Origin of the sequence: uncultured Roseobacter sp., from assembly GCF_947501835.1 — a bacterium.
Lineage (GTDB): Bacteria > Pseudomonadota > Alphaproteobacteria > Rhodobacterales > Rhodobacteraceae > Roseobacter.
Genome location: NZ_CANMXR010000001.1, coordinates 636,137 through 661,789 on the forward strand (window position 1 = coordinate 636,137; position 25,653 = coordinate 661,789).

Below are 25,653 nucleotides of genomic sequence, written 5' to 3' on the forward strand. Positions count from 1 at the left end.
GGTCTACTCCTTGGTGATGGGGCGCGTGCCCACGATGGACAGGTTGTAGGCATCAAGCCCGAGGTATTTGGTCTGCGGGCTGTCGGTCAGCAGAATGAGCTCGCTCAGACCCATGGTGGACATGATCTGCGCGCCCACCCCGGTCCGCTTGATGGTGCGGGGGCCATCATCCTCATCCCCATCAAGGCGCAGTTTCGGATGCGGCTCCCGAAAGAGCAAAACGGCACCCCGCCCTTCCTCGGCAATGATCTCCATCGCGCGGGGCAACTCATCCGCAGGGCTTGGCCCGAGACCCAGAATGTCTTCCAACGCGTTCAGCGCATGGGTGCGCACCAGAACCGGCGCATCAGACGAAATATCTCCCTTCGACAGCATCACATGGTCGGTGCCGGTGATCTCATCGGCAAACACCCGCATGTGCCAGGCGCCACCATAGGCCGAGGTCACCTCGCGTTCATCGCGCAACCGCAACAGGTTGTCATGTTTCAGACGGTAAGCGATCAGGTCGCTGATGGTGCCGATCTTGAGCCCATGCTCTGCGGCGAAATCCACCAGATCGGGCAGACGCGCCATGTCGCCATCGGGTTTCATGATCTCGCAGATCACACCGGAGGGGTGCAGCCCCGCCAAACGGCTGATGTCGACGGCGGCTTCGGTATGGCCCGCGCGCACCAGAACGCCGCCGCGCCGCGCACGCAGGGGAAACACATGGCCAGGTGTTGCAATGTCGGCCTGGCCGTTGTCGTCATCAATTGCCACCGCAACCGTCAATGCCCGATCTGCCGCGGAAATGCCGGTGCTCACCCCTTCACGCGCCTCGATCGATACGGTGAAGGCGGTCTCATGCCGCGACGAATTGTTCACCGCCATCATCGGCAGGCCCAGGGTGTCCACCCGCTCCGCGGTCAGTGGCATGCAGATCAACCCGCGACCGTGCATCGCCATGAAGTTGATGGCCGCGGCATCGGCAAATTGCGCAGGGATCACCAGATCGCCTTCGTTCTCGCGATCCTCATGATCCACCAGAATGAACATCCGCCCCTGCCGGGCATCTTCGATGATGTCTTCGATGGGTGCGATGCTGCTGCGCAGATCTTTCTCAACCGGTCCGGGCGTTTCAAAACTCATGGCGCGCGTGCCTTTCCTTCAACCTTGCTGGCTCTTAGCCCAGCCGCCGCCCCTTGACCAGACGCGCCGCGCGTTCAGGCGGCAGGCATTTCTGCCAGTCGCGCGACGTAACGCGCCAGCGTATCGATCTCCAGATTGACCAGATCCCCCAGCGTGACCTCCCCCCACGTGGTGGCGGTTTTCGTATGGGGGATGAAATTGATACCGAAATCCGTGCCGGAGACATCATTGACAGTCAGCGACGTGCCGTTCAGCGCCACCGATCCCTTGGGCGCAATAAACCGCGCCAATGCATCAGGCGCGCGCAGCGTCACGCGGGTGCTGTCGCCCTCATCTTCGATGGCGACGACTTCTGCGACGCTATCCACGTGCCCGGAAACGATATGCCCCCCCAATTCGTCGCCAACCCTGAGCGCCCGCTCAAGGTTGACGCGTTTACCGACCACCCAATTGTTCCGCCCGATGTTGGTTTTCTCCACGGTTTCGGCGCTGATCTGCACTTCGTACCAGTCAGGCCCCAGATCGACGACGGTCAGGCACACGCCGTCTGAGGCGATGGAGGCGCCCATATCGATGCTTTGTGTATCGTAATGCGTCTGGATGCGCGCGCGCAGGTCGCCTTCCTGCACCAGTGACGTGATGGTCCCGATATCGGTGATAATACCCGTGAACATGGCCAGCCTCTCCTGCGGTTCTGACCTTGACCTAGCTGCGCGACCTTGCCCTGACAAGACCCCCTGCCTTGCCGGAACGGGCATAAACTGCCATACAAATGCCGGGTATACTTGGTGGAAGTGAAGCTATTCGTTGATTGAGGCGCAATCGTTGACTTCAAATACCATCGCATCTTCCCGCGTTTTCCTTTTTCTGCAAGGCCCGCACGGTCCGTTCTTTTATCAATTGGGCAAGCAATTGCGCCAGGCGGGTGCAAAGGTTTGGCGCATCGGCTTCAACGCGGGCGACAGGGCATTCTGGCCCGGACGGCAGAGCTATTTGCCCTACCGTGCACCGCAAGAAGACTGGCTGCCTTTCCTGCAAAAACATCTTGCCGACAAGGGGGTGACCGACCTTGTGCTTTATGGCGACACACGGTGGATGCATGCCTCAGCCGTCACGGAGGCCAAAGCCCGCAACATCCGCGTACATGTCTTTGAGGAAGGGTATCTGCGGCCCTATTGGGTCAGCTATGAGCTCGGCGGCTCAAACGGGCATTCCGCGCTCATGGACATGCCGCTTTCCGCCATGCGCGATGCCCGTGCAGAGGCTGACCCTGACCCGCCACTGCCGCCAAGCCATTGGGGCGACATGCGCCAGCATATTTTTTACGGCGCGCTCTATCATTGGTTCGTGATGTTCTGGAACCAGCGATACAAGCAGTTTCAACCCCACCGCGCCCTGCACGTGCGGCAGGAATTTGCGCTTTATATCAGGCGGTTGCTGTTCATGCCGTTTCAGGCGCTTGAACGGATCGTTGCCACATATCGACTGCGCAGCGGCAGCTTCCCCTACCATCTGGCACTGCTGCAACTGGAACATGACAGCGCCTTTCAGATGCACGCGCCCTTTGCCAGCCAGGCGGAGTTTCTCGAACTCATCATCTCGCAATTCGCCGCTGGCGCCCCCGCGCACCATCACCTGGTTTTCAAGGCTCACCCCCTGGAGGATGGGCGCGCGCCCCTGCGCCGCGACATCCGCCGGTTTGCCCAGCAGCATGGCATCGCGGATCGCGTGCATTACCTGCGGGGGGGCAAATTGGCGGGTATCCTCTCCGAGGCGCGCAGCGCTGTCACGGTGAATTCCACCGCCGGTCAGCAGGTGCTCTGGCGCGGCATTCCTCTGCGGACGTTCGGCGCTGCGGTCTATGGCAAACCCGAACTGGTGTCGCATCAACCGCTGAACGCATTTTTTGCCAACCCCACCCGCAGCGACATGAAAGCCTACCGCGACTTTCGGCAATTCCTGTTGGAGACCAGCCAGTTACCCGGCAGCTTTTATGCCAGCCGGGGCCGCGTCCAGCTGCTGCGCAAGGTGGTCGATCTGATGCTCGCGGGACGCGACCCCTACGAGATTCCACGCCGCAAAACCGCGGCCATCGCGCAACAGTTTCGTGTCGTGAAATAGCCTACCCGCAAGCGCACAGTAGATTTTTGAAAGATTAGCCGGTACTTTAAGGAATAATACGCCGGGAAAACGTCGGCGATCTGAGGCAGAATTCGAATTGGTCGAGGAGACCGCGCAGTGAAAATCTCCGATTTCGGATGGGTGCGTCCCATCGTAATTTCGGCGGCTCTGGCCGTCTTGACGGCGTGCACGCTTCCGCAAGTTGGCCCCAACAAGAAACAGATCTTTGCGGGCTCCGTGCAAAAGGAAGGCGATGCCTTTGTCGTTGCGGTTAACGACCGGGTCACGCGCGCCATCGCAGTTGTGCCGGCCTTGGGATTTTCCGAAAGCTTCCAGAATTCTGCCAAGATCGGGTCCGACACGATCCAGCCCGGCGATATTCTCGGTCTGACGATCTGGGAAAACGTGGATGACGGCCTGCTGGCCGGAGAGGCCAGCAACGCCACACTGCTGGAAAGTGTACAGGTTGATGGGGACGGGTTCATCTTTGTCCCCTATGCCGGGCGCATCCGTGCGGCGGGCAATTCACCGGAAGCCATTCGCCGTATCATCACTGCCAAGCTCGAAGAACAGACGCCTGATCCGCAGGTCGAAGTACGCCGCGAGGCCGGTGACGGCTCCACCGTGTCCCTGACGGGGGCAGTGGGTGGACAGGGTGTTTACGCTATTGAACGACCAACCAGAACCCTTTCGACCATGCTGGCACGTGCGGGTGGCGTGACAATTGAACCTGAAATTGCGCAGATCACCGTGATCCGTGGCAGTCAGCGCAGCCGCATCTGGTTTCAGGACCTCTACAACAACCCCCACCTTGACATCGCCCTGCGCGGCGGCGACCGCATCCTGGTCGAAGAGGACACCCGCTCCTTCACAGCGCTTGGCGCGACCGGCACGCAGGCACGGGTACCCTTCCAGTCGCAAAACCTGTCCGCGCTTGAGGCCATCGCCCAAGTCGGCGGCCTGGTATCGTCGACCTCTGACGCCACGGGCGTTTTTATTTTCCGCAACGAACCGCCAGAAGTTGCCGCCCAGGTGCTGGGCCGGGATGATCTGATTGGGGCGCAGCGCATGATCTACCTGCTGGATCTGACCCAGCCCAATGGCATGTTCGTGGCCCGTGATTTCGTCATTCGCGACAGCGACACGCTTTATGTGACAGAAGCGCCGATCAACCAGTGGAACAAAGCGGTTTCCGCGGTCTTCGGATCGCTTGTCGGACCTGTTGCCAATGTCGACCAGATCGTCAACTGACGCACCACATGGGTCATCCGCATGATCCAAAGGCCGCCGGACAGGAAACTGCCCGGCGGTTATACGTTTACAACGGCGGTTTCCTGACCCAAACGCGCATCAGGCGCATTCTGCAGTTGAGCGGATATGACATTAAACTCGGGGCGCCCGGTCCGAATGATCTTGTGGGCGTATGGGGCAATAGCCCGACATCACATCGCGGCGAAGCGGTGGCCGCCCATAAAAACGCAGGGCTGGTGCGTGTCGAAGACGCGTGGCTGCGCTCCCTGCATCCCGGACGCGCGGGCGAGCCGCCGCTTGGGCTGCTGATCGATCACGCAGGCGCGCATTATGACCCCGCCACGGTTTCCGATCTGGAGCATCTGCTGAGCACCCACCCTTTGGACGACACCGCCCTTCTCAACACCGCCCGCGGCGCAATTGCGCGGATGCAGGAGGCGCATCTGACGAAATTCAGCGCGGTCAATTCCGCCCTGCCCGCCCTGCCCCCGGGCTACGCGCTGGTGCTGGATCAGACCCGCGGCGACGCATCTGTGACCGCAAGTGGTGCGGACCGGAACCGCTTTCTCGAAATGCTGTTTGTGGCGCAGGAAGAGCACCCCGGCGCGCAGGTTATCATCAAGACCCACCCGGAAACCGTGGCCGGGTTCCGGAAAGGGTATTTCGACACCGCCGATCTTTCGGATCGCATTTCGCTGCTGGCCGATCCCATCAGCCCCTGGATCCTTTTCGAAGGGGCGGTCGGCGTTTACACGGTTTCTTCACAACTGGGGTTCGAGGCGATCTTTGCCGGGCACAGACCACGGGTCTTCGGCCAGCCCTTTTACGCGGGCTGGGGACTGTCCGAAGATGAATTCCCGGTGCAGCGACGACAACGCAAACTGACCCGTGCACAGCTTTTTGCAGCGGCCATGATGCTCTACCCGAAATGGTACGATCCCTACAACGATATGCTCTGCGATCTCTTGACAGCGATGGAAGCCATGAGCGCCCAAACCCGCGCTTGGCGAGAGGATCGTGAAGGTTGGGTCGCGTCTGGTATGAGCCTTTGGAAACGCGCGCCGCTGCAGCAGTTTTACGGACAGCACAAGCCCGTCACCTTCGAGGATGACCCCGGCAAAGCGCGCGCAACCAAACGTCCCTGGATGGTCTGGGCGGGCAAGGCGGACGTTGGCCACAAGGATGCGGTACGGGTGGAGGATGGGTTTCTGCGGTCCCGCGGGCTCGGCGCGGAACTGGTGCCGCCCCTGTCTCTCGTCACGGATGATCTGGGCATCTACTATGATCCGTCGCGCCCCAGTCGGTTGGAAAATCTGATTTCCGAACGCGAAACACTGCGCCCGGATCAAGAGGCGCGCGCACAGGCGCTGATCCGGAAATTGGTTACCGGGGGCCTGACCAAGTATAATCTGGGCGGCGCGGCCGCGCAGATACCGGAAGGGCACCGGATTCTGGTGGTTGGCCAGGTCGAGGATGACGCCTCGATCACCACCGGAGCAAGTCCCATCCGGCGCAACCTGCAGCTTTTGCAAGCCGCCCGGGAGGCCAATCCGACCGCCATCCTGATCTACAAACCCCATCCGGATGTGGAGGCAGGTCTGCGCGAGGGGGCCTGTGACGCCACCAACCTCGCCGATCATATCGCACAGAAAACAGACGTGTTGTCGTTGCTGGATCAGGTAGAGGAGGTCTGGACCATGACCTCCCTGCTGGGGTTCGAGGCGCTGCTGCGCGGATTGCCCGTGACCACGCTCGGCGCACCCTTCTATGCGGGCTGGGGGCTGACAACCGATCTCGGGGAAATCCCGCCGCGCCGCCGTGCAAGGCCCACACTGGCCGGGTTGGTCCACGCAGCACTCATCGACTACCCACGCTATGTCGATCCGCAAACCGGTCTGCCCTGCCCGGTCGAGGTCGCCGTGGACAGGCTGGCGCAAGGCGACATGCCCCCGCGCAGCACACGCAATCGGTTATTGTCAAAACTGCAGGGCCTCTTTGCCAGTAAAGCGCATCTTTGGCGCCGGTGATTCAACCCTGCGCGCGGCGCCACACCTGCACCGTATCAGGGCCAAGAGACCGACAGCTTTTCAGCGCGTAGCGGGGCGCGTTTTGCAAATGGCTCAACCCGAGCGCGCCAATGGAGGGCAGCCCTTCGGCGCCGATGGCCAGACCCGCCGTAAAGCCGATGAGCTCATCCACCAGATCCGCTTCGATCAAGCTGGCGGCCAAGGCGCTGCCGCCCTCGCAAAAGAGCCTTGTCAACCCGTAGGTGCCAAGCTGTCGCAGCACATCACCCGGGTCGAGTTGGCTGCCACTTGCAGCGCAGGGCAGAAGGTCAGCCCCCAGGTCGCGCCAGGTCTGCACAAGCGCCGGGTCAGCATCTTTGCCGTGACATAGAATAACGGGTACGTCCTGGGCGGTGCGGGCCAGCTTGCTCATCAAAGGCAGGTCAAGCCGCCGGCTGATCACCACCCGGGCCGGTTGCCAATCAACCCCCAAGTCGCGCACCGTCAGGCTGGGATCATCTTTGCGGGCCGTCCCCCCACCAACCATCACCGCATCGTGCCGTGCCCGAAGCGCATGCACATATCGCCTGGCTGCTGGTCCGGTGATCCACTTGCTTTCGCCGGTCGCCGTTGCAATCCGACCATCAAAGCTGCTCGCCAGCTTCAGGGTTACGAAAGGTCGGCCCAGATCGACACGCGCAAAAAAACCAGCATTGTCGGCCAGCGCTTCGTCTTCCAACAGGCCGATCTCGACCTCAATCCCGGCGGCACGCAGCATCTCGCAGCCCTTGCCGCTCACACGCGGATCGCTGTCGAGCGTCGCAACATAGACCTTTGCCACCCCCGCATCGATCAAGGCTTGCGCACAGGGCGGCGTTTCACCCTGATGCGCGCAGGGCTCCAAGGTAACGTAAACATCCGCGCCTTTTACGGTGGCTCTGGCTTGAAATAGGGCCTCTGTTTCCGCATGCGGCCGCCCACCGGGTTGCGTCCAGCCGCGCCCGATGATGCGGCCCTCTTTGACAACCACACATCCGACAGCGGGGTTGGGCCAGGTTCGTCCCTGCCCGCGCCGCCCCAAAGACAGCGCCAGTGCCATGAAACGTTTGGGGTCGCTCACTCTTCCGGTGGGACGTCGGGGCGCAGCTCGCTGACGAATTTGTCAAAGTCATCTGCGGCCTGGAAGTTCTTGTAAACGCTAGCAAAGCGCACGTAAGCGACGGTGTCGATCCGGGCCAAGGCTTCCATCACAATCTCGCCGATCATCTTGGACTGAATATCCGTCTCGCCCATGCTTTCCAACCGGCGGACGATGCCAGAGATCATCTGGTCGATACGCTCTGGATCGATGGGACGTTTCTGCATCGAAATACGGATCGAGCGCTCCAGCTTGTCGCGGTCAAAATCTTCACGCTTGCCTGTCGATTTGATCACAACCAGATCGCGCAGTTGCACACGTTCATAGGTGGTGAACCGCCCGCCACAGGCCGGACAAAAGCGCCTGCGCCGGATCGATACGTGATCCTCCGCCGGGCGGCTGTCTTTTACCTGGGTGTCAATGTTTCCGCAAAACGGGCAGCGCATGGGCCGTCCCCCTTTTATTGTCTATCTGCCTCTGATTGTGGGATCGCCGCCCCACTTATCCACACTTATAGGTGAGCGCCTAAGTTTTGGGTAGTGGGGAAATGCGCGCCCAGATGTGGTAGGCGAATTACGCCCTCAAACGTTGCGCAGAAATGACACTGCAATGCTGCGTTGGTGCGGGCGTGTGCGGTGTTCAAAGAGATAAATGCCCTGCCAGGTGCCCAGAGCCAGCTGCCCGTCCACCACCGGGATCGACAGATGCGTGGGCAAAAGTGCGGCCTTGATATGGGCCGGCATGTCGTCGGGCCCTTCATAGGTATGGGTGAGATAGGACATCGCAGGATGGTCGGCGGATGGCACCAAACGGGCAAAAAAATTCGCCAGATCTGTTTGGACCTCCGGGTCGGCATTTTCCTGAATGAGCAGGCTCGCTGAGGTGTGTTTTATGAAAAGTGTGAGCAAACCGGACCCGGAAAGCGATTGCCGCACATGATCGGTGATCTCATAGAGCCCGACACCTCGTGTGCTGACCGTAATCTCGCGTGGCCCGGGAGCGCTCACTGAAACAGCCGCTCACCCTGCTCGTCGATCACCTGTTTGGCCTTGCGCAATGAAATACGTATCGCTTCATCTCGGTCAGAGAAGGTATCCGCGCGCAGCAATCGGTAGCTCTGCCCATCCTTTGTGATCGTTGCCGCGATGCGATAGTTTCCGCCTTCTGCTTCGGGATCCGGCATGATCCGGAAACCTTCGTACACTTCTACGTCTTTCTTAGCGGTCGCAGCAGCCGAGCCGCCCTTACCAAAGAGTTTAGAGAGTATCGACATTTCTGATTTACTCACCTTGCGCCATCAACCCACACAAACAGAGTTCGCTGCACGGCTTCTGTCAAGAAGATAGATATCGAAGTTCGCAATTGCCGCGCTTGATTTATGAGACTGAGTTCAGCGACATTTCAATGACCGGTGGGCATGTTTCAGATCTCGGATGCCGCGCCTCATCGTTTCTCTCCCGATGCAAATGAACGACGCTTGCAGCCCCGAGATCGCCGCAAAATAGAGACTTTAAGTGCTGTTGCGCGTTGCAAAGATTGCCGGGCTGGTGGTGCTAAAGGTTTTACCGACGGCAAAACGCAAATTGGCTCTGGCGACCGGGTATGCTTAGCGGGCCGACGCGGTAGTCCGCGCTGAAGCTTCGATGCGTGTCAGATCAAGACGTCCAACATCTTGTCTTCTGCACCGAACGCGTTCACCGCTGCAGTCTCAAAGACCGACCATCTGCGCTTTGATGCGCTGCGCCCGCATCGAATTCTGTGCACAACCGCCGCCGTAGGAAAGGATCAAAATCCACTGGCAGGATCTGGGACGGCAAAGCCGCCAGAACAACCGAAAGAAGCTGGCGAGAAAGGCCATTTCGATGTAACGCGGCGCGAACATCCATCGCGTTTTGCCAAACCAGGAAACGGAGACCTCCCCAGTGTTTTCACCGCGTCGGGTCTTCATTGGCAATCAGTGACGTCTCTTGGTTTGGATATCACACAAGCGTTTGGCAGCGCGTCAGCATCAGGCGACACAGCGACAATGATAAACTCCTGCGCGGTCGGAAACGCATTGGCAAGTCTTTGGCGAAGGGTTTCGGATGTCACACGATCAAGTGCAGACGCAAGATCAAGTGCTACGCTGGGGTCCTGATCATCCAGCAGAGCCATAAGGGCAGAGGTGGACGCGGCGACAGGGTCAGCAGCTGTTTTTTTGCTCTGTGCGACGAAGGGGTCTTTGAGACTTTCCAGAAAGCCTTGCGGCGGCCCGACCTCGCGAAACGACGCATAGGCTTCCTGCACGATGGTTGCGGCTTGCGCTAACTTTGAGGTTTCGACCTCGCCCCCAAAGTACAAAAGCCGGATGTCGCGCGTGTATGCATCAAGATGCGCACTGAGCCCATATGTTGCGCGCAACTGTGTGCGCACGGCCTCAAAGAGAACGCTGTCCTTACCCTCCCCCAGAGCCGAAACAAGGATGATATCCTCCAACTCACCGCCATCTCGCATCGGGGGCATTGGTGCAACAAACGACAACGTGCTGGTGTTGGCCTCCGGCACATGCAGCAGGATACGGCGGGGCGTGAAATCGGTACTTGGCGCCTTTGCGACCCGCGCCCCCACCTCTGGCAAGCCGGCAAAGAGGTCGTCAATTGCGGCCCCGGCCTCTTCAGCATCAATGGCACCCGCGATCACAATCTTTGCGTCGTTGCGCACAATTGTTTCACGATGCCATCTCGCAACATCCTCGGGCGTGGCAGATGTAATCTGCTCGGGTGGATCGACGGACAGCGCACGACGGAGCGGTACATCGCCCAAAACGGCCCATCGCACCGCGGCAAAACCCTGATGTGCTGGCGCAGCAGATGCTTCGGCCATATTCGCTGCAAAGCTCTGTTGAATCCCTTCAAACCAACCTTGTTCCAAAAGCGGTGCCCGCAAATGCGCATTGGCGATTTCGACAGCCTTGTCCAGGTTTTCCTTTGGCGCGGCCAAACTGCCCTGGACATTATCGGACGTAACCGACAGGTGGCCCGTGACTTGCAGATCTGCAAACATCTCTACGACTTCCGAAGCCGGAAACCCCTCGGCACCACCTGCGAGGATCAGGTCGGCCCCGATATAAGGAACCGCCTGATTGGCATCTTCACGCAACGGCCAGTCTGTGGGCCAGGCGATCTGGATGGCCACAACCTCGGCCTCGGGGATGTACAGGCGCACGTAGTCAATGCCGCCGGGGCTGGTCTCGATGTTGGAGGACGGTGCATCGTCGCTACACCCGCTCAACATAAGGATTGCAATCACTGCCACGGCAAAGTGTTTCACTTGATCTTGTCCTTTCCGATAAAGGCAGTGGCCGTTCGGCCAGGGCCGGTCAGGGCCGTGAGCAATGCGTCGATGTCTTGCGCCGAGAGCAGACTGTGCAATGCGGCCAGTTCGATTTCCGTCATTGGCGCCCGCAAGTTGCTGGCGCGGTCCAACACGTAGTCCGCCATCCAGTCACGGGTCGCCTCCTTGTTCGACCACTCCGGCCAAAACGATCTGAACCGTTCATGGACACGCGCGTAGGTTTCTGCAGGGATTCCTCTGGCAGAAGCGGTCAAGGCCGCCTCGAAGCCCGCGCGCAGGTCGTCAAAGCCAATGTCATTGCCCGGTTCAGCGCGAAAGTTGAGTTCGACATGGCGTTCATCGATGGGAAAGACGGCGATCCGGAAGCTTTTTGCGACAAGGGTGTCGAACCGCAAAGGCCCGGCAATACCGCCCGGAAGGGTGCTCGCGAGAATATCCCGCAGCAAACGCGTCTGGGCATCCAGAAGATCGAATTGCACCGGTTCGGGCAGTGCAACAACCTTGCGCCAGATCATGCGTGGGGCCGCATCCGCCACCGGGTAGGTCACGACACGATGGTCTGGCTGGCCAAGGACAAAAGGCGGCGGCGCGATCACCGCGGGCGCGCCCGGCTGATGCGGAAAACCGACCTGTTTCATGGCGCGGCGCACCTGACGCTGCGATACCTCTCCGATAACCAGCAGCGACGACCGGTCTGGCTGATGGATGGCCATGTGTTGCGCCTTGGCGTCGTCAAACCGTAGCGCGTCGATCTGCGCAGGGGTGCCAATGACCGATGCGGCAATGGCATTGCCCTGATAGAGAAACGCATTCATCTCTTCGGCCGCCTGCGCATCGGGATGGTTAGCAAGGCGCAGGTCGTATTCCCGCCGGACGATATCCCGCTCCTGGTTTGCAAATTCACGCGACAGTGTGATGGGATCAAACACGCGTGCAAGGGTGCGCAGCATGGCTGGTAAATCTTCGGGTGGACCTGACAACCAATACCCGATGGCAATGTCAGACGTCCATGCGTTGGAATGGCGTGCGGCGTGGCGACTGGCGGCAAATGCGTTGAGCCAAGTCAGATGCTCGACATAGTGATCCAACGCAGGCGATGCGCTTTCGGCCCCTCCCGACCGGCTGAACAACAGATGCACACTCACTGTTTCGGGCTCGGCGTTCCCGACGATACGGGTTCTGCCATAGGCTTCATCCCACCCAGAACTGACCAAACCCGAAGCAACGGTTACAAAAATTGCGAGCGCCACGCCAACTGCAGAAATAAGGTAGAGAGGCCTGAGTTTGAAAGTGCGCGTGACCCAAATCAATGCTTGGACCTTTGCTGAAACAAATGAATGTTCCTGCTGGGGATTACCGGAAACAATTGGCCAAAAATACGTCTCGATCGTATCAGATGAAAATACGACCAGCACATCGGCATCTTGATGCTATTGGGATCAGACATCTAAATATGCGTCAATAAAACGGTCAATATCGTCAAAAGCAGTGCGCCCAAAAAAGCGATGGACACCTCGCGTGGAGTAATCGCTTTCTTTTGCACATATTTTCTGATGGCAATCGATACTGACATTGCAACAACAAAGAAAAAGACTGCCTGAGGTATCGACATAGAATCCGCCTTTTTTAGGTGGCTGTTTTTGCGATCTGCGAAACGCGTCGCGCAAAAACAGCCGGTCAAGTCTTACGCGTCACTATTCGGGGGTCAAAGCATCATATGTGCCTCTTGCAACCATCGCGCCGACAGCTGCGCCCGCAACCGGGCTCCTGGTGGCTGCGGTGACGCCCAAACCGGCGGCCGTTCCAGTGGCTGCCGCAGCACCAGTTGCAGCATAGTCGCGATTAACAGCCTGCTGTTCTGCGGTGAACTCCACACTGCCAGCGATGCCGCTATCGTAATTCGACCCGCTGCCGGTTCCGCTGTCTCCACTGCCACCACCACCTCCGCCGCCAAAACTGATGTTGGCGTAAAGATCACTGAGCGCCTTTGTTGAAGTATTGGACATTCCATCTTCCTTCCTGTTGCGGGCCGGATCTGATACCGTTCCGCCGTTGTGGTTAGCCGGGTTTTCCTGCCCGGCGGCTCAATCGGGTGGGAGGTTCTTGACTAACCGCCCACCCACTTTCGTCTCTTTGGACGGATCGAGACGAAACTGGTTCCGGCGCTCAGTAGTAGCGCCAGAAATAATTCACGGACATGTTGGGGCAGTCGAGCGCGTGGACACGATGGAACCAACCTGCGCACTGCACTGGCGGTTCACCGGGATGCAGTGCGACAGAAATGGATTTGGTAAGGTGGTTTACACGCGGATTGCCGGGGGACGTGATTGTGCCGATGATCTGGGGATCGCGCCGATTGAGGGTTTCGAACTCGTTGAAAATGCGATGTATCGTGGCTGTCGGGGTCATCACCTGCGTGTCAACGTTGCGTTCTAGATCGCCATGCACGACCTGAAGATCATCATCATTGCCTACGACAAAATAGTGCTGAAGGTATTCGGGAATGGTGAACAAGACTATTGCCCAGATGTTTTCCGGGTTTTCAACGCCGTCTCTAAGCAAGACGACAAAGCCCTCGATCGCGGCGGTGTCTGATGTGCCATCTGACGAGAGTTGGGCGATGTTCATGCCCCCCCCTTTCGCACGCTCCGCGCAAGTCTATCCCGGTCCACTCGTTGATCCGGCGCACAGAACGATCCTGTTTCCGACGCAGGCGAAGCCGCGCGCCCGATACATCTGCCAAGCTGAAATTGACGGTGATCTTCGGGCCAAACCAACAATCCGAGTGCATAGCCAACGCCAGCGTAGGAAGCGACAGTTACCATGCCACCTGTTCCTGTCGTGCGCGGCGGGAACGGCGAGCCAAATCAGCGCGACGGTCCACCAAATGACGTTCCAGTGACTTTTGAAGGCCAGGATAGCCATCAAAAGATGCGGCCTTATGGTTGGCTGCAAGCTCTCCCGAAGGGCCCTTGGTCCACTTTGCATCGACGAAACCGGACACCAGCGCGGGGCAAACAATCGTTCGGAGAACCGGCTGTTGGCCTCCGAGACCAGTACACAGCTGGTCGTGCCCTGCCGGATTCTTCTTTTCGAGCAGGGATCGGGCGATTGCTTCCGAACGAAACACCGCAACGATGTCCAGACCCGTGAGCCGGCCCAGATCTTGTAGATCTACCCAGTGAGAAATGCTGTGCACAAAACTCCCTCCCGACCGAGATCATCGCAATTCACGCATAATCGTTGAGCCGCGAAACGCCACACGTTTCAAGCAAGGGAGGTTTTCAAGCTATTTGCCGCTTGTTCGCTGTCGTGTTTAGCAAAGAATTGCCATTTGCCTTTGTCAGATTAAGGCTCCTGGCCATGGCACTTTGTGGTCCGTTCAACACCTTTGACAGCGACAAGCGCACCGCGAACGATGTCTTTTACGTCCACGCTTACGCGGTCGAAGCTTGGGGATTTTCATTTTTGCAATACTCAGAATTCCAATTCAGCAAATCGCTGGCGAGACAAACTAGAAGCTTCAGCTGAGGCAGGAACCCGCATTGGAGGTTTACGGAGATCGCTTCCTTGGGCCTGAAAACAGCTTCCTGCTTGTCCAGATTGACCAACCCAATGCATTCGTTGTTACGGAGTAGCATCGCTGGGACGCATATGCCCTTCGGGCGTCTTCGATCTCAACAAGAGTACCACCAGCAGTGGTCAGCTGTTATGGTGGGAGGCACCCTTCAACATAGTACAAAGAGATCGGGCTTCGGTATCTATAAGGATGCTATGCGGGCCACCGTGACTACGCAGTTTCCATTCTTGAGATCGCCTCGCCCGACATGGCAACATCGGACATCATCGCCTCAAAGACCTTCTGGAAACAAATGCTCGGCGCAAGATGCTTGGCTTGACACAAGAGAACTTAGCGGAAGCTGCTGGGCTGACTGTCCGTACGATACAGAACATGGAAAGCGGGCGGCGTGTGCCTCACGTACAAACTCTGCGAAGCATCGCGCGTGGCGTTGGGTTTAATGTGACTGTGTTCAGCAAACCGACACCGGAGCAGGAAAAACGGCAACAAGAGGAGATGGTGCGCGCGCTGAGGCAGACCATTCTTGTACCAACCTCGCCAATCAAGAAAGCGAACGACTTCTATTCTCGCAACTGCGAATGGCATGCGATTTTATTCAACACCGAGGCCGTGGAAGCGGATGACGCGCTCGAACTGACTGCCGCGATATCGTATTGGATGGATGAACTCGACAGAATATGGGCAATCAGCACGGCGAGCCAGCGTCTCGGGCAAGGGCCGGCCTTTTCGAGAGGAGAGCCTCTACCGCACTCGCCGATACGACAGATATGATTTCTCTTGGCGCGAGGCGACGGCCAAGACGTTCTTCCAGCGACAGAATGAGCCGCATATGCGACAGGCTTGACCAAACTTCACTGGCACCGGGCGCGAGGCTATCGTCTATCTCTTCTGACGACACTTCAAGCGCATCAGCCATCAACCGGATTGTGCTGCTGGATAGCTTCATCCGGTGCCCTTTCTTTTTTCGGCCCATTCAGGAGCCAGAATGCCATAGACCAATTGATCCAGCCGGTCGTTGTCGACGACGGACAGCATCTGCGCGCGCAGGACCGCTTCGCAGGTGAACCCCATGGCGTTGTAGTTGTATATGGACGATAAATTTCGACCATGCGGCCGTCCAATAACCTTGTAGATACCGAGCGTATCGAAGAGAAAATCGAGAAGTGCCGCACGTGTTTCCATGACAACGTTTTTTCCCCAGTAGTTCCGGTCGCCAACAACAACGGCCGTCTCTGCGGTCTTGTGGCTGTCTATAGTGACTGTGAAGAACCCGATGGGGGTTCCAGTCGTCCGGTCACAGACGAGCAGAAAGAACTGGCGGGCATTGTCGAACCCCATTGCCCATCGCAACGCCTGGGCCTGTGACATCCGGCGCTCTGGCAGGTTGAGCCCGGTCATCACCTCGGGATCGGCCATCCATGACAGGAGACTTTCCGTGACATCCTCGCGCTCGATCGACCGAACCAGAAAGCGGACCGTTTCGATCTCCACCAGATCTCCGGGCGACCAGATCATTGCGCTGTAACCATGCAAAGCGAAGCGACCCGATTTCGGTCGATCTTGCCCGTGGCGGTTCGGGGCAGGCTGGGCAGCAGGAAAACCTTTGCGGGATGCGCGTCCTTGCGGATCCGGGCCTTGGCCCAACCTGCAAGCACCTTTGAATCAGCATTGGCGCTTTCGGCCAGCGACAAAGCGACCGCGAGCTTCTCACCGCTCGCTGCGTCTTCCTGGGCGAAGGCGCAGGCCTCTTTCACGGCGGGGTGCTTTTCGTACAGCAGGTCGAGCTCCTCAGGATAGATTTTCGTGCCAGCGACATTGATCATGTAGCGCGTCCGCCCGTGCAGCCGGAGCGCGCCGTCTCTCGCGATCTCTCCGGAATCTCCAGTTCGGTACCAGCCTTGCGTAAATACCTCATCGGTCAGTGCCGGGCTGTTCAGGTAGGCCCGCATCAGCGTCGGCGTGTGCACTACAATCTCGCCTTGCCCGCTGCTGTGAAGGCTTCCGTCGTCGGACAGCACTGCCGCGCGCCCGCCCCAGAGCCGCCCAACCAGTCCGTCCATAGGTCCGGTATCGCGGGACGACGCGCCAGCGACCCAGTTCGCAGTCTCCGTCATCCCATACATGTTGACCACATCAGCGCATCCGCTCCAGTCGATCACCTCTCGCCAAAGATCAGCTGACAGCGGTGCGGATCCGATATGAATGCGTTTGAGGCTGTCCACGGATTTCTCATTGGGCGAACGGGTTGCAAACCGCCAGAACGCTGGGACGGAGCTCAGAAACCGGATCTGATGGTCGACAATGATCTGGTCGAGGTTCAGCGCCAGCGATGCGCCCATATGAGCGCCGAGATAGACCGTGCCGCCCGCGAAAAACGGTGTCAGGCAATTGCCGACCAGACCGTGGCCAAAATGAGTGGGCAGAGTGCAAAGCGTGCTTTGCAAGGCGTCATCGCCGATATGAGCCCGGTTAAGCTCGATGCGCGCAAAGAGGGCGCGCAACGTGTGAACGACCCCCTTTGGCGTGCCGGTCGATCCGGAGGTGAAGAGGATCAGCGCCGGATCGTCCAAAGCGAGCGGTCGCGCGTGCGAAATGTCCGCGGACAGGCTTTGCTCTGAGAGGTCATGAACGGGAACGCTGCAGCGCAGATCCTGCCCATTGCTCAGCAGCACCACGGCGTCTGAGAAGGCGATCAGGCGGGCAAACTCCGCGCGCGTCAGCCCCGGATTCAGACAGGCCGCCGTCGCCCCCACGGACCAGATTGCAAAAAGATCCGCGAAGAAGTTCGGTGAGTTGGCATGTGCAACGGCCACACAGTCCTTGCGGCGGATGCCGAGACGCAGCAGGACGCCAGCGCGACGGTGGACTTCGGCACCAAGCTCGGGGCCGGACAGTCGGCTGCCTGTCGCGAGATCGTGGAATGTTCCGGACCAGTTGAACATTCAAGCCTCCATTTCCGCAGCGCGCCAGTTTTGCAAAAGAGCTTCGATTGCGGTGCCGGCGGAAATCTGATCGAGTTGCCGCACCCCCTCCGCAGCAAGCTCAAGCCCGGGGGCGAGCGACAGCGACGTCTCGAAAGCGGATCGCGCCTCGCCCAACCGGCCAAGGCCCAGCAGGGCAAACCCGCGCCGGGCGTGAACCTTGGGCTGATGCTGGGCGCCTTTCAACGCGCTTTGAAAGTATGACAGCGCCTGCGTAAATCGTTTGCGGCCAAGATGCACGGTTCCGAGGCCACCCAGGGCCAGTGTGGACGCGCCGTCGATGCTCAGGGCTTGTTCAAAACTGCTGCTGGCCGCGTCATGAGCCGCGAGGCGCAGCTGCGCCCAACCAGTTGAAGCCAGCAGTCTGCTGCCCTCTGCCGTCTTTTCGGTCTTTTGCGCGGCACGTGAAAAATGAGCTTTGGCGGTCTCCGCATTGCCGCGCGACTGTGCGATGCGCCCGCGCAGGAAATCGAGCATGGCGTTATCCAATCCGAGACCTTCGGCGATATCGAGCGCCGTTGCAGCATCCTCTGCCTGCCCAAGTTCGATCTGGCTTTGCGCGATCAGGACATGGGCGTTGATGTTGCCTGGCGCAAGGTCGAGCAGCTCGGCGAGGTGGGCAAGGGCCTTTGCATGCGCCCCCGCCGTGATGGACAGCCGCGCCAGCGCCTCCAGCTGCATGGAGACCGTCATTTCGCGGGTGGCATCGCGGCTGCCCGGCAGATCCGGCAGATAGCCAGCGCGGGTCCAGGCCAGCAGGCGCGGCACCACGGTTTCGGGCGCGGGTGCTGTTGCGGGGCCCTGCGCAGACGGTATCTCACTGCGCTCAGACGGGACGTGGGTGGTCAGATCCGCAATCGGGTGCCCGTCCATCTCCGGCGGGAGCGCAAGGCCCAGCAGCGCCAGCAGCGTAGGGGCGACGTCCGTCTGAAGGGCCCCGAACACCAGACGATCCTCGGGAATGCCGGGGCCCGCCGCGCAGAGGATGCCGGGGTCGCGGTACGCCAGATGCACCTTGCCGCCGCGCATCTCTGCCGGGCGTTTGCGCAGCGCACCCTTCTGATGGCCGTGATCAGAGGTGAGGACCACCCGCGCACCCTCGCCTGCCAGTTCCAGATACGTTGCGAGCATCATGTCGAACGTTCGGTATGCCCCCTCGACCACATTGGCAAACCGCGCGTGATCGGACCGGCTCACATGACCCATGCGCGGGGCGCGGTATTGCAGGAAGGTGGCGGACAGAAAATCAACAAGATCGACATTCACCGCGAGGAAGTCCGGCGTGCAGTGCTCTGCGATCCAGGTGGCCGCGCCATGCAGGGTCAGCGTGCGCGCGAGAGCCCGGGCGAGCAGGACGAGCCTTTCGTCGCTGCCGCTGTCGATGGTCTCGGGTTTGTCGAGAAACGGCAGCACCATCTCGGCGCTGACATCGCCGGGATGCAGACGCAGGTCGGCAAAGACAGCATGTAGGTCGGGGTCGGACACCGTCTGTGGATCAAAGGGCCATGTCTCAAACGCGGTGCCGCTGGCGTCGGCAAAGCTGTCGCTGACCACCAACAGATTGTCCACTCCGGTGGCCGGATAGGTGACCGGCCAGCCGACCGCGGCGCAGGAGACACCGGCGGCAGCGACGTGCTCCCAGACGGGCGGGACGCCTAGGTCGCAGCGCTCCGCCGGGCGCGCACCAACCGGACCTGACGCATCCACCACCAGCGGGGTTACGATTCTGTGGCGTAGCGGCGATGCCCCTGTTGCAAGGGTCATGGCGGCGGTCGGAAACCGCAGCGACTGTCCGGCAAAGAGCTTGCCAATGCTGCCAGCCTCAATCAGGGCCGCCAGCCTTGGCAGCGCACCGGCATCCACCAGCGGCTGCACCAGCGCCCAGTCGGCACCTTGCAGATTGATCCAGAGCAATCGAGGCTGGGTCATGATGGTGTCCAACTCTAACGTGGTCCGCGGCCACAAGGACCGCATTTGCATGGAACAGTTTCAAAGGCGAACCCCGGTGAGAGGGATACCCGGGTTCGCCTGCCTGATCGGGGGAAACCCCGCGGATCAGGGGGTTACGCCGCCTGAGCGGTCCGGCGACGCCGGAGCGCCAGCAGACCGCCCGCACCGGCCAACAGCAGCGGCAGGCTGGCAGGAAGCGGCACGGCGGCGAGATCCTCGCCACCGGGGATTTCAGCCGCCGTGTTGGCGTTGGTCTGAAAGCCGATGCGCAGCAGGGACAGACTGTCTTCGCGACCGCGTTCCAGCTCGGCCCAGCCGAAATGTGTGTTCGCGACCCCATCTTCGTCCAAGAGCGACAGGACAAGACCGACAAAACCGGTGTCCCCGACCGTCGCGAAGGGACCCTGGTCATTGATAAAGGCGTTGGCGAAACGGTTGGCGTCGCCGTCGCTATCGGCATCAACTTCATCACCTTCTTCGAAGCGGAGAGCCAGACGAAAACGGTTCAGTTCGCCATCAGTGAGCACGTTCCCTGCCGGGTCGTCGAATTTGCTTTCGGCGAGGCCGGTGATAGCTCCAAAAGCGCCTTTTCCCCGGTTAACCGCGGCAACGCTATAGTCGTCCACCCCATCCCCGTTGAGATCAAAGTTGAAGGAAGAGTTACTCGCCGTCTCGTTGATATCGACGATTCTCAGCCCGTTGGCATCCACGGTCGCGGCACCGGCGGTTGTGGCCGCAAACGCGCCCATAACAGCCGTACCGGTCACGAGGGTTGCCTGCTGCAAAAGGGCTTCCAGTTTATCTTGGTGCTTCATCAAATCATCCTTTATTCGTTACAAACGTTGAACCCACGAAAGGTCTTGTTTCAAAAATCCGAGAGCGGCAAAGAACATAAAAAGGTAACGCGTTACGCCGTTTTGCCGTGATGCGCCGTTATTGCCCACGCTCTCGACCGTCAGCTACAGCAAGCCAGTGTTTGGCTAAAGCCCAGGAGCCCGCACGAAGCGTGGTAATTGCGTTGTAATGGCGTTGTATTTGCGTTGTAACGACGTGCCTGCGTGGTCACGAGGCGGCTGCATGCAACAGAGAATTGAAGACCAAGGCCGTTGATGGTGCCCCTGAACCGCATGCCGTCGCCGCCTTGCGGAGGATAGGATTCGGATGTGCGCAGCCAGCCTGCAGGTCGGGCCAATCGCTCTGCGGCTTTGGTGGGGCAAGTAACGCTGAGACGGGGGAGCCAACCTGACTGTCAATCAGGATCAATTTACCTGCCCATTCCCATACCCGGCGTGGCGCGCCGGATGGATTGTCATCTGGTTGGGTGCCAAGTCATTCTTTCCCGTGACACGATCCAGATGACCTGTCTCCCGCGGCGCCTCCATTCATAGCGAGAGTGTGCGGGTTCTTGCGCTGCTCCCCCAATCCTGCATCGCTTGTGGCTGATTGACGAGCCTGCTGCGAACGGCCGTGTGTCACTGACGCAGCTCATTTGCACACCTTTTCATGGGCATATGAAACGCAAGCTCACCACCAAATTCATCTAAGGCAAAAAACCTAACCCAAAAAAGCGCCTCGAGTACCGAGATGAACTAATGCCGGGTTTGGTGCTGCGGATCAGCTACTTTCGCTGACCGCGTGCGCAGAGAGTAAGCGATGCGAGGCGGCAAGTAGTGACGGACAAGCTCCTTCGGGGTGCGACGACTGAAGTAGAACACTCCGTCTTTTATGAAGGTGAACGTGGGTGAGATGGTCTCCGACACGGTCTACGGCTCCAAGCAGTTTTTAAAAACTGAAGCAAAACCAATGTGTTAGCTGAAGATATGGTGCCCGGGGGCGGAATCGAACCACCGACACGAGGATTTTCAATCCACTGCTCTACCCCTGAGCTACCCGGGCACGGGACGCCAATTGCTTGGCTGGGTGAGCGGGTTCTAGGAGTTTGTCGCAGGGCTGTCCAGTGCAATTTTCCATCTGTTCCGCCAAGGTCCAGCGGTATCCTTTGAACCACCCGTCTTGGTCATGCGACCGTTTCGGAAAACCACTGGCCGTAGTAACCAGATACATCATTTGATTTCAGTCACGCCCCCGCTGAGGCTAGCACATTCAAAGCGCCTGTTTTTTGGGCAGCAGACGCATCATGACCTTTGCAATCAGCAGCTTGACGCCAAACGGTTGTGCCACAGGCCTTGTGCGTTATGGTAATCAGATGATTAAGAAATCGCAGATTTTCGATGAAATGATCCAATCCGACGGATCGATTACCTCACCCTACCAGGCCTATAACGATTGGTTCCAAGCGCAGGATGCCGAGCGCCTGCAATCCAAATCTGAGGAAGCAGAAGCATTTTTTCGACGCACAGGCATCACATTCAATGTCTATGGTCAGTCCGAAGCGCAGGAGCGTCTGATCCCCTTTGACCTTGTGCCGCGTATTCTAGCGCATCGGGAATGGACCCGGCTGTCAAAGGGCATTGAACAACGGGTACGCGCGATCAATGCTTTCATCTGGGACATATACAACCGTCAGGAGATCCTGCGCGCGCGCCGTGTCCCCAAAGAGTTGATCGCGCACAACGAGGCCTTCTTGCCGCAAATGATGGGCTTCACCCCGCCTGGGAATGTCTACACTCACATCGTGGGCACCGACATCGTGCGCACGGGCGAAGGCGACTTCTTTGTGCTCGAAGACAATGCGCGCACCCCGTCCGGCGTGTCCTATATGCTGGAAAATCGCGAAACGATGCTCCAGATGTTTCCCGAACTCTTCTCGCAGATCCGGGTGCAGCCGGTCAGCGACTATCCGAAAAACCTGCGCCGATCCCTCGCCGCCTGCGCCCCGCAGGCCTGCGTCGGCAAACCCACCGTTGCGGTACTGACCCCCGGCATTCACAACTCGGCGTACTTTGAGCATTCCTTTCTGGCGGATCAGATGGGCGCGGAACTGGTGGAAGGGCATGATCTGCGGGTGGTGGAGGGTCGGATCGCGATGCGGACTACCAAGGGCTACAAAGTGATCGACGTGCTTTACCGGCGGATCGACGATGATTTCCTGGATCCCTTAAGCTTCAACCCCGACAGCATGCTGGGTGTGCCCGGGATCATGGATGTCTACCGTGCGGGCGGCATCACGATCGCAAATGCACCGGGGGCGGGCATCGCGGATGACAAGGCCATCTATTCCTATATGCCTGATATCGTGGAGTTCTATACCGGCGAAAAGGCCATTCTGCGCAATGTGGAAACGCATCGCTGCGCAGAACCCGAAGCGCTGAAATACGTGCTCGACAACCTCGCTGATCTGGTGGTGAAAGAGGTGCACGGTTCCGGCGGATACGGCATGCTGGTGGGACCTGCCGCCAGCAAGAAAGAGATCGCCGCCTTCCGCAAGAAGCTGGAGGCGAAACCCTCCAACTATATCGCGCAGCCGACACTGTCGCTCTCCACCGTACCCATATTCGTGGATCAGGGGCTTGCGCCGCGGCACGTGGATCTACGCCCCTTCGTGCTGGTGTCGCCGCAGGGCGTGAACATCACACCCGGCGGTTTGACCCGCGTCGCCCTGACCGAAGGGTCCCTGGTGGTGAATTCCAGCCAGGGCGGCGGGACCAAAGACACCTGGGTGCTGGAGGACTGATATGCTTGGAAAAACCGCAGGCGGCCTCTATTGGATGTTCCGGTTTTTGGAACGCAGCGAAAACACAGCGCGGCTTTTGGAGGCCGGGTTTCGTATGGCGCTCACCCGCTCCTCTGATGCGGAATCCGAATGGAAATCCGTGGTCACGACCTCAGGCACAGGCATCGGCTACGACGCAAAATACGACAGCTACAGCGACACCCTGGTGATGGATTGGTTGCTGCGCGACAGCGACAACCCGTCAAGCGTCATGTCCGTCACGAAATCCGCGCGCGACAATGCCCGACTGGTGCGCACGGCGCTGACGACGGAAGTGTGGGAAGCCGTCAATGACAATTGGATGAGCCTGCGGGACCTGCTGGCAAAACCGGTAACTACGGTGGATTTGCCCGCGGCCCTCGCCGTGATCCGCAAACAAAGCGCGCTGGTGCGCGGGGCGCTTTACGGGACCATGCTGCGCAATGACATCTACGATTTCGCACGCATCGGCACCTTCATCGAACGCGCGGATAACACGGCGCGGATCATCGACGTGAAATACTACACGCTGCTGCCCTCCGCCTCGGCAGTCGGTTCTTCGCTGGACAACGTGCAATGGGAAATGATCCTGCGCTCGGTCTCGGCGCATCGGTGTTTCCGGTGGCTTGATGAACAGGATATGACCGCAACCGCCATCGCGGAGTTTCTGATCTTTGACAAAAGGCTGCCGCGGTCCTTGGCGTTTTGCGTCAAGCAGACCACCGAAAACCTGCGGTATCTCGAACAGGAATACGAAACCCGCCACCCCTGCCATGATCTGGCGGAGAAACTGGGGCGACGGCTCAAAACGCTCGATATCGATACGGTCTTCGATCAGGGGCTGCACGAGATGGTCACTGAATTCATCCGCGACAACAACGTCTTGGGATCACAGGTCGAAAAAGACTTCCGGTTCATCGGATAGAAGGGAGCAGCCATGCAGCTGTCGATCAATCACACCACCCGCTACTGCTACGATGCGCCGGTCGATTATGCTTTGCAACAGGTGCGGCTGACGCCGCCCAATACCGCGCAGCAGGATGTGCGTGATTGGGCGCTATCCGTCGACGGTGGCACCATTGAGACGCAGTATCGGGATCACAACGGCACGCAGGTGCATCTGGTCAGCGTCGACCCGGGCGCGCAGGAGATTGCGATCACCGCGGCGGGTGAGGTTGAGACTACAGATACAGCGGGTGTGCTCGGCAAGGTCTACGGCCCTGCCCCGCTTTGGTATTTCCTGCAATCCACCGCGCTGACCGAAGCAGGCCCCGGCATTCGCGCGCTGGCGGGCGAGTTGGCCGAAGCCTCCGACATGCTGGGTGCGCTGCACGCGCTGTCCTCTTCGATCCGCATGGCAGCGCCTTACAAGATTGGCGAAACCTATGCGGCGACTACTGCGGAGAACGCCTTGATGGGCGGCAGCGGTGTCTGCCAGGATCACGCTCAGATCTTCGTGGCCGCCGCGCGTGTGGCGGGGGTGCCCGCGCGTTATGTCTCGGGTTATCTGATGATGGACGACCGGGTGGATCAGGACGCAAGCCATGCCTGGGCCGAGGCCCATGTCGAGGGGCTTGGCTGGGTGGGCTTTGACGCCTCAAACGGGATCAGCCCCGATGACCGCTATGTGCGCCTGGCTGTGGGCCTCGATTATCGGCACGCGGCACCGATTTCCGGCATGCGTCTGGGGGCATCGAATGAATCGATGATTGTATCGCTGCAGATACAGCAGTAAGCCTGCGGGAAAGAACTGCTGCCTGAGAACTGGATGACTTCATGACCTATTGCGTGGGCCTGCGCCTTGATCGTGGCCTGGTGTTCATGTCAGACACCCGCACCAACGCCGGGGTCGATAACTTTTCAAAAACACGCAAGATGTTCAGCTGGGGCGTGCCGGGCGAACGCCTGATCACGCTGATGACCGCTGGCAATCTGGCCACAACGCAAGCGCTGGTGAGCCTGATCGAGGAGCGCGTCAAAGCCGTGGGCGAACGTGACCCTTCCATCCTGCGTGCCCCGTCGATGTTTCAGGTGGCCCGCATGGTCGGCGCGACGCTGAAAGAGGTGATCGCCGACAGCGCGCCCGTGGGTCAGAAAAGCGATGCCGCCTTTCAGGCCACGGTGATCGTGGGCGGGCAGATCCAGGGCAGCGCCCCCACGATGTTCATGGTCTATCCGGAAGGAAACTTCATCGAAGTGACCTCCGAGACACCGTTTTTTCAGATCGGCGAGGCTAAATATGGTCGGCCCATTCTTGTACGTGCCTATGACGCAAACATGCGGTTTGAGGATGCGGTGAAGCTGCTGCTGGTGTCCTTCGATTCAACGGTACGGTCAAATCTATCCGTTGGTCTGCCGTTCGATCTGATGATCTATGAAAACGATTTTTTTGAGCCCCTGCTGGAGCGACGGATCGAACAGGAAGATGCGGTTTACCAAAGTATTTCAACGGGCTGGGGTGACGCCTTGCGTGCAGCGTTCGAGCATTTGCCGACCTTTGATCTCTAGGTGCG

At 59.4% G+C, this 25,653-nt stretch carries 26 protein-coding genes and 1 tRNA gene; 9 read left to right on the forward strand and 18 right to left on the reverse strand.

The genetic code is table 11. The features are described 5' to 3' along the window. Positions 1 to 3: 3 nt before the first annotated feature. Complete coding sequence (gene ribB, locus Q1A20_RS03080; protein ID WP_299915860.1) at positions 4 to 1,128, reverse strand: 3,4-dihydroxy-2-butanone-4-phosphate synthase; 1,125 nt, start codon at positions 1,126 to 1,128, stop codon at positions 4 to 6. A gap of 74 nt (positions 1,129 to 1,202) precedes the next feature. Then, positions 1,203 to 1,802, reverse strand: a complete 600-nt coding sequence (locus Q1A20_RS03085; protein ID WP_299915862.1) for a riboflavin synthase — start codon at positions 1,800 to 1,802, stop codon at positions 1,203 to 1,205. A gap of 151 nt (positions 1,803 to 1,953) precedes the next feature. On the opposite strand from Q1A20_RS03085, the gene Q1A20_RS03090 reads away from it, so the two are divergent. The 3 genes from Q1A20_RS03090 to Q1A20_RS03100 all read left to right on the forward strand — a co-directional run bounded on the left by Q1A20_RS03090 (position 1,954) and on the right by Q1A20_RS03100 (position 6,527). Next, positions 1,954 to 3,249, forward strand: a complete 1,296-nt coding sequence (locus tag Q1A20_RS03090; protein ID WP_299915864.1) for a capsular biosynthesis protein — start codon at positions 1,954 to 1,956, stop codon at positions 3,247 to 3,249. Positions 3,250 to 3,366: 117 nt separating this feature from the next. Further along, positions 3,367 to 4,500, forward strand: a complete 1,134-nt coding sequence (locus Q1A20_RS03095; RefSeq protein ID WP_299403668.1) for a polysaccharide biosynthesis/export family protein — start codon at positions 3,367 to 3,369, stop codon at positions 4,498 to 4,500. A gap of 8 nt (positions 4,501 to 4,508) precedes the next feature. Then, complete coding sequence (locus tag Q1A20_RS03100) at positions 4,509 to 6,527, forward strand: capsular polysaccharide biosynthesis protein (RefSeq protein WP_299915866.1); 2,019 nt, start codon at positions 4,509 to 4,511, stop codon at positions 6,525 to 6,527. 1 nt (position 6,528) lies between these two features. On the opposite strand, the gene ribD is transcribed toward Q1A20_RS03100, so the two are convergent. From ribD to Q1A20_RS03150, 10 genes are all read right to left on the reverse strand, one after another. Further along, on the reverse strand, positions 6,529 to 7,605 hold the full coding sequence (ribD, locus tag Q1A20_RS03105) for a bifunctional diaminohydroxyphosphoribosylaminopyrimidine deaminase/5-amino-6-(5-phosphoribosylamino)uracil reductase RibD (RefSeq protein WP_299916003.1): 1,077 nt from the start codon (positions 7,603 to 7,605) through the stop codon (positions 6,529 to 6,531). A gap of 17 nt (positions 7,606 to 7,622) precedes the next feature. Continuing rightward, complete coding sequence (gene nrdR / locus Q1A20_RS03110; RefSeq protein ID WP_298970122.1) at positions 7,623 to 8,090, reverse strand: transcriptional regulator NrdR; 468 nt, start codon at positions 8,088 to 8,090, stop codon at positions 7,623 to 7,625. A gap of 135 nt (positions 8,091 to 8,225) precedes the next feature. Beyond that, a complete protein-coding gene (locus Q1A20_RS03115) occupies positions 8,226 to 8,651 on the reverse strand; it encodes a secondary thiamine-phosphate synthase enzyme YjbQ (RefSeq protein WP_299403662.1) in 426 nt (141 codons plus the stop codon). Continuing rightward, positions 8,648 to 8,917, reverse strand: coding sequence for an HlyU family transcriptional regulator (locus Q1A20_RS03120; RefSeq protein WP_299403659.1), 270 nt, complete (start codon positions 8,915 to 8,917; stop codon positions 8,648 to 8,650). Before Q1A20_RS03120 ends, Q1A20_RS03115 begins: the two co-directional genes overlap by 4 nt. Before the next feature lie 435 nt (positions 8,918 to 9,352). Further along, on the reverse strand, positions 9,353 to 9,592 hold the full coding sequence (locus tag Q1A20_RS03125; RefSeq protein ID WP_299915869.1) for a hypothetical protein: 240 nt from the start codon (positions 9,590 to 9,592) through the stop codon (positions 9,353 to 9,355). Continuing rightward, the gene (locus Q1A20_RS03130) at positions 9,589 to 10,953 is read right to left on the reverse strand and encodes an insulinase family protein (RefSeq protein ID WP_299915871.1); all 1,365 of its coding nucleotides are present in this window, start codon (positions 10,951 to 10,953) and stop codon (positions 9,589 to 9,591) included. Before Q1A20_RS03130 ends, Q1A20_RS03125 begins: the two co-directional genes overlap by 4 nt. Continuing rightward, on the reverse strand, positions 10,950 to 12,227 hold the full coding sequence (locus Q1A20_RS03135; protein ID WP_299915873.1) for a hypothetical protein: 1,278 nt from the start codon (positions 12,225 to 12,227) through the stop codon (positions 10,950 to 10,952). Before Q1A20_RS03135 ends, Q1A20_RS03130 begins: the two co-directional genes overlap by 4 nt. A gap of 444 nt (positions 12,228 to 12,671) precedes the next feature. Then, a complete protein-coding gene (locus Q1A20_RS03140; RefSeq protein ID WP_298970130.1) occupies positions 12,672 to 12,983 on the reverse strand; it encodes a hypothetical protein in 312 nt (103 codons plus the stop codon). A gap of 160 nt (positions 12,984 to 13,143) precedes the next feature. Continuing rightward, positions 13,144 to 13,605: a hypothetical protein gene (locus tag Q1A20_RS03145; protein ID WP_299403646.1), complete on the reverse strand. Its 462-nt coding sequence runs from the start codon at positions 13,603 to 13,605 to the stop codon at positions 13,144 to 13,146. A 190-nt stretch (positions 13,606 to 13,795) separates the two neighbouring features. Beyond that, a complete protein-coding gene (locus Q1A20_RS03150; RefSeq protein WP_299403643.1) occupies positions 13,796 to 14,176 on the reverse strand; it encodes a hypothetical protein in 381 nt (126 codons plus the stop codon). Positions 14,177 to 14,220: 44 nt separating this feature from the next. On the opposite strand from Q1A20_RS03150, the gene Q1A20_RS03155 reads away from it, so the two are divergent. Further along, positions 14,221 to 14,508: a hypothetical protein gene (locus Q1A20_RS03155; RefSeq protein ID WP_299403641.1), complete on the forward strand. Its 288-nt coding sequence runs from the start codon at positions 14,221 to 14,223 to the stop codon at positions 14,506 to 14,508. Positions 14,509 to 14,863: 355 nt separating this feature from the next. Beyond that, on the forward strand, positions 14,864 to 15,328 hold the full coding sequence (locus Q1A20_RS03160; protein WP_299403638.1) for a helix-turn-helix transcriptional regulator: 465 nt from the start codon (positions 14,864 to 14,866) through the stop codon (positions 15,326 to 15,328). Between the two features lie 171 nt (positions 15,329 to 15,499). Here the strand turns inward: Q1A20_RS03160 and Q1A20_RS03165 are convergent, their stop codons facing one another. The 6 genes from Q1A20_RS03165 to Q1A20_RS03185 form a co-directional block, all read right to left on the reverse strand. Beyond that, positions 15,500 to 16,072 carry a GNAT family protein gene (locus tag Q1A20_RS03165; protein ID WP_299915875.1) on the reverse strand — a complete coding sequence of 191 codons (573 nt, stop codon included), beginning with the start codon at positions 16,070 to 16,072 and terminating at the stop codon, positions 15,500 to 15,502. Beyond that, positions 16,069 to 17,499, reverse strand: a complete 1,431-nt coding sequence (locus tag Q1A20_RS03170; protein ID WP_299915877.1) for a class I adenylate-forming enzyme family protein — start codon at positions 17,497 to 17,499, stop codon at positions 16,069 to 16,071. The genes Q1A20_RS03165 and Q1A20_RS03170 overlap by 4 nt, the downstream gene beginning before the upstream one ends. Beyond that, complete coding sequence (locus Q1A20_RS03175) at positions 17,500 to 19,467, reverse strand: alkaline phosphatase family protein (protein WP_299915879.1); 1,968 nt, start codon at positions 19,465 to 19,467, stop codon at positions 17,500 to 17,502. Between the two features lie 134 nt (positions 19,468 to 19,601). After that, entirely contained in the window at positions 19,602 to 20,303 is a 702-nt protein-coding gene (locus Q1A20_RS03180) for a VPLPA-CTERM sorting domain-containing protein (protein ID WP_299403627.1), read from the reverse strand. A 774-nt stretch (positions 20,304 to 21,077) separates the two neighbouring features. Then, on the reverse strand, positions 21,078 to 21,248 hold the full coding sequence (locus Q1A20_RS26115; RefSeq protein WP_367180867.1) for a DUF6538 domain-containing protein: 171 nt from the start codon (positions 21,246 to 21,248) through the stop codon (positions 21,078 to 21,080). Between the two features lie 61 nt (positions 21,249 to 21,309). Next, positions 21,310 to 21,384, reverse strand: a tRNA-Phe gene (locus Q1A20_RS03185). Between the two features lie 310 nt (positions 21,385 to 21,694). Between Q1A20_RS03185 and Q1A20_RS03190 the strand changes: the two genes are divergently transcribed. Genes Q1A20_RS03190 through Q1A20_RS03205 form a run of 4 tightly spaced genes read left to right on the forward strand, consistent with a single transcriptional unit; the run spans position 21,695 to position 25,648 of the window. Beyond that, the gene (locus Q1A20_RS03190; protein ID WP_299403625.1) at positions 21,695 to 23,122 is read left to right on the forward strand and encodes a circularly permuted type 2 ATP-grasp protein; all 1,428 of its coding nucleotides are present in this window, start codon (positions 21,695 to 21,697) and stop codon (positions 23,120 to 23,122) included. Between the two features lies 1 nt (position 23,123). After that, positions 23,124 to 24,065 carry an alpha-E domain-containing protein gene (locus Q1A20_RS03195; protein ID WP_298970219.1) on the forward strand — a complete coding sequence of 314 codons (942 nt, stop codon included), beginning with the start codon at positions 23,124 to 23,126 and terminating at the stop codon, positions 24,063 to 24,065. A 12-nt stretch (positions 24,066 to 24,077) separates the two neighbouring features. Then, positions 24,078 to 24,875: a transglutaminase family protein gene (locus Q1A20_RS03200; protein WP_299403622.1), complete on the forward strand. Its 798-nt coding sequence runs from the start codon at positions 24,078 to 24,080 to the stop codon at positions 24,873 to 24,875. A 41-nt stretch (positions 24,876 to 24,916) separates the two neighbouring features. Beyond that, positions 24,917 to 25,648: a peptidase gene (locus Q1A20_RS03205; RefSeq protein WP_299403619.1), complete on the forward strand. Its 732-nt coding sequence runs from the start codon at positions 24,917 to 24,919 to the stop codon at positions 25,646 to 25,648. The last annotated feature ends 5 nt before the right edge of the window (positions 25,649 to 25,653 follow it).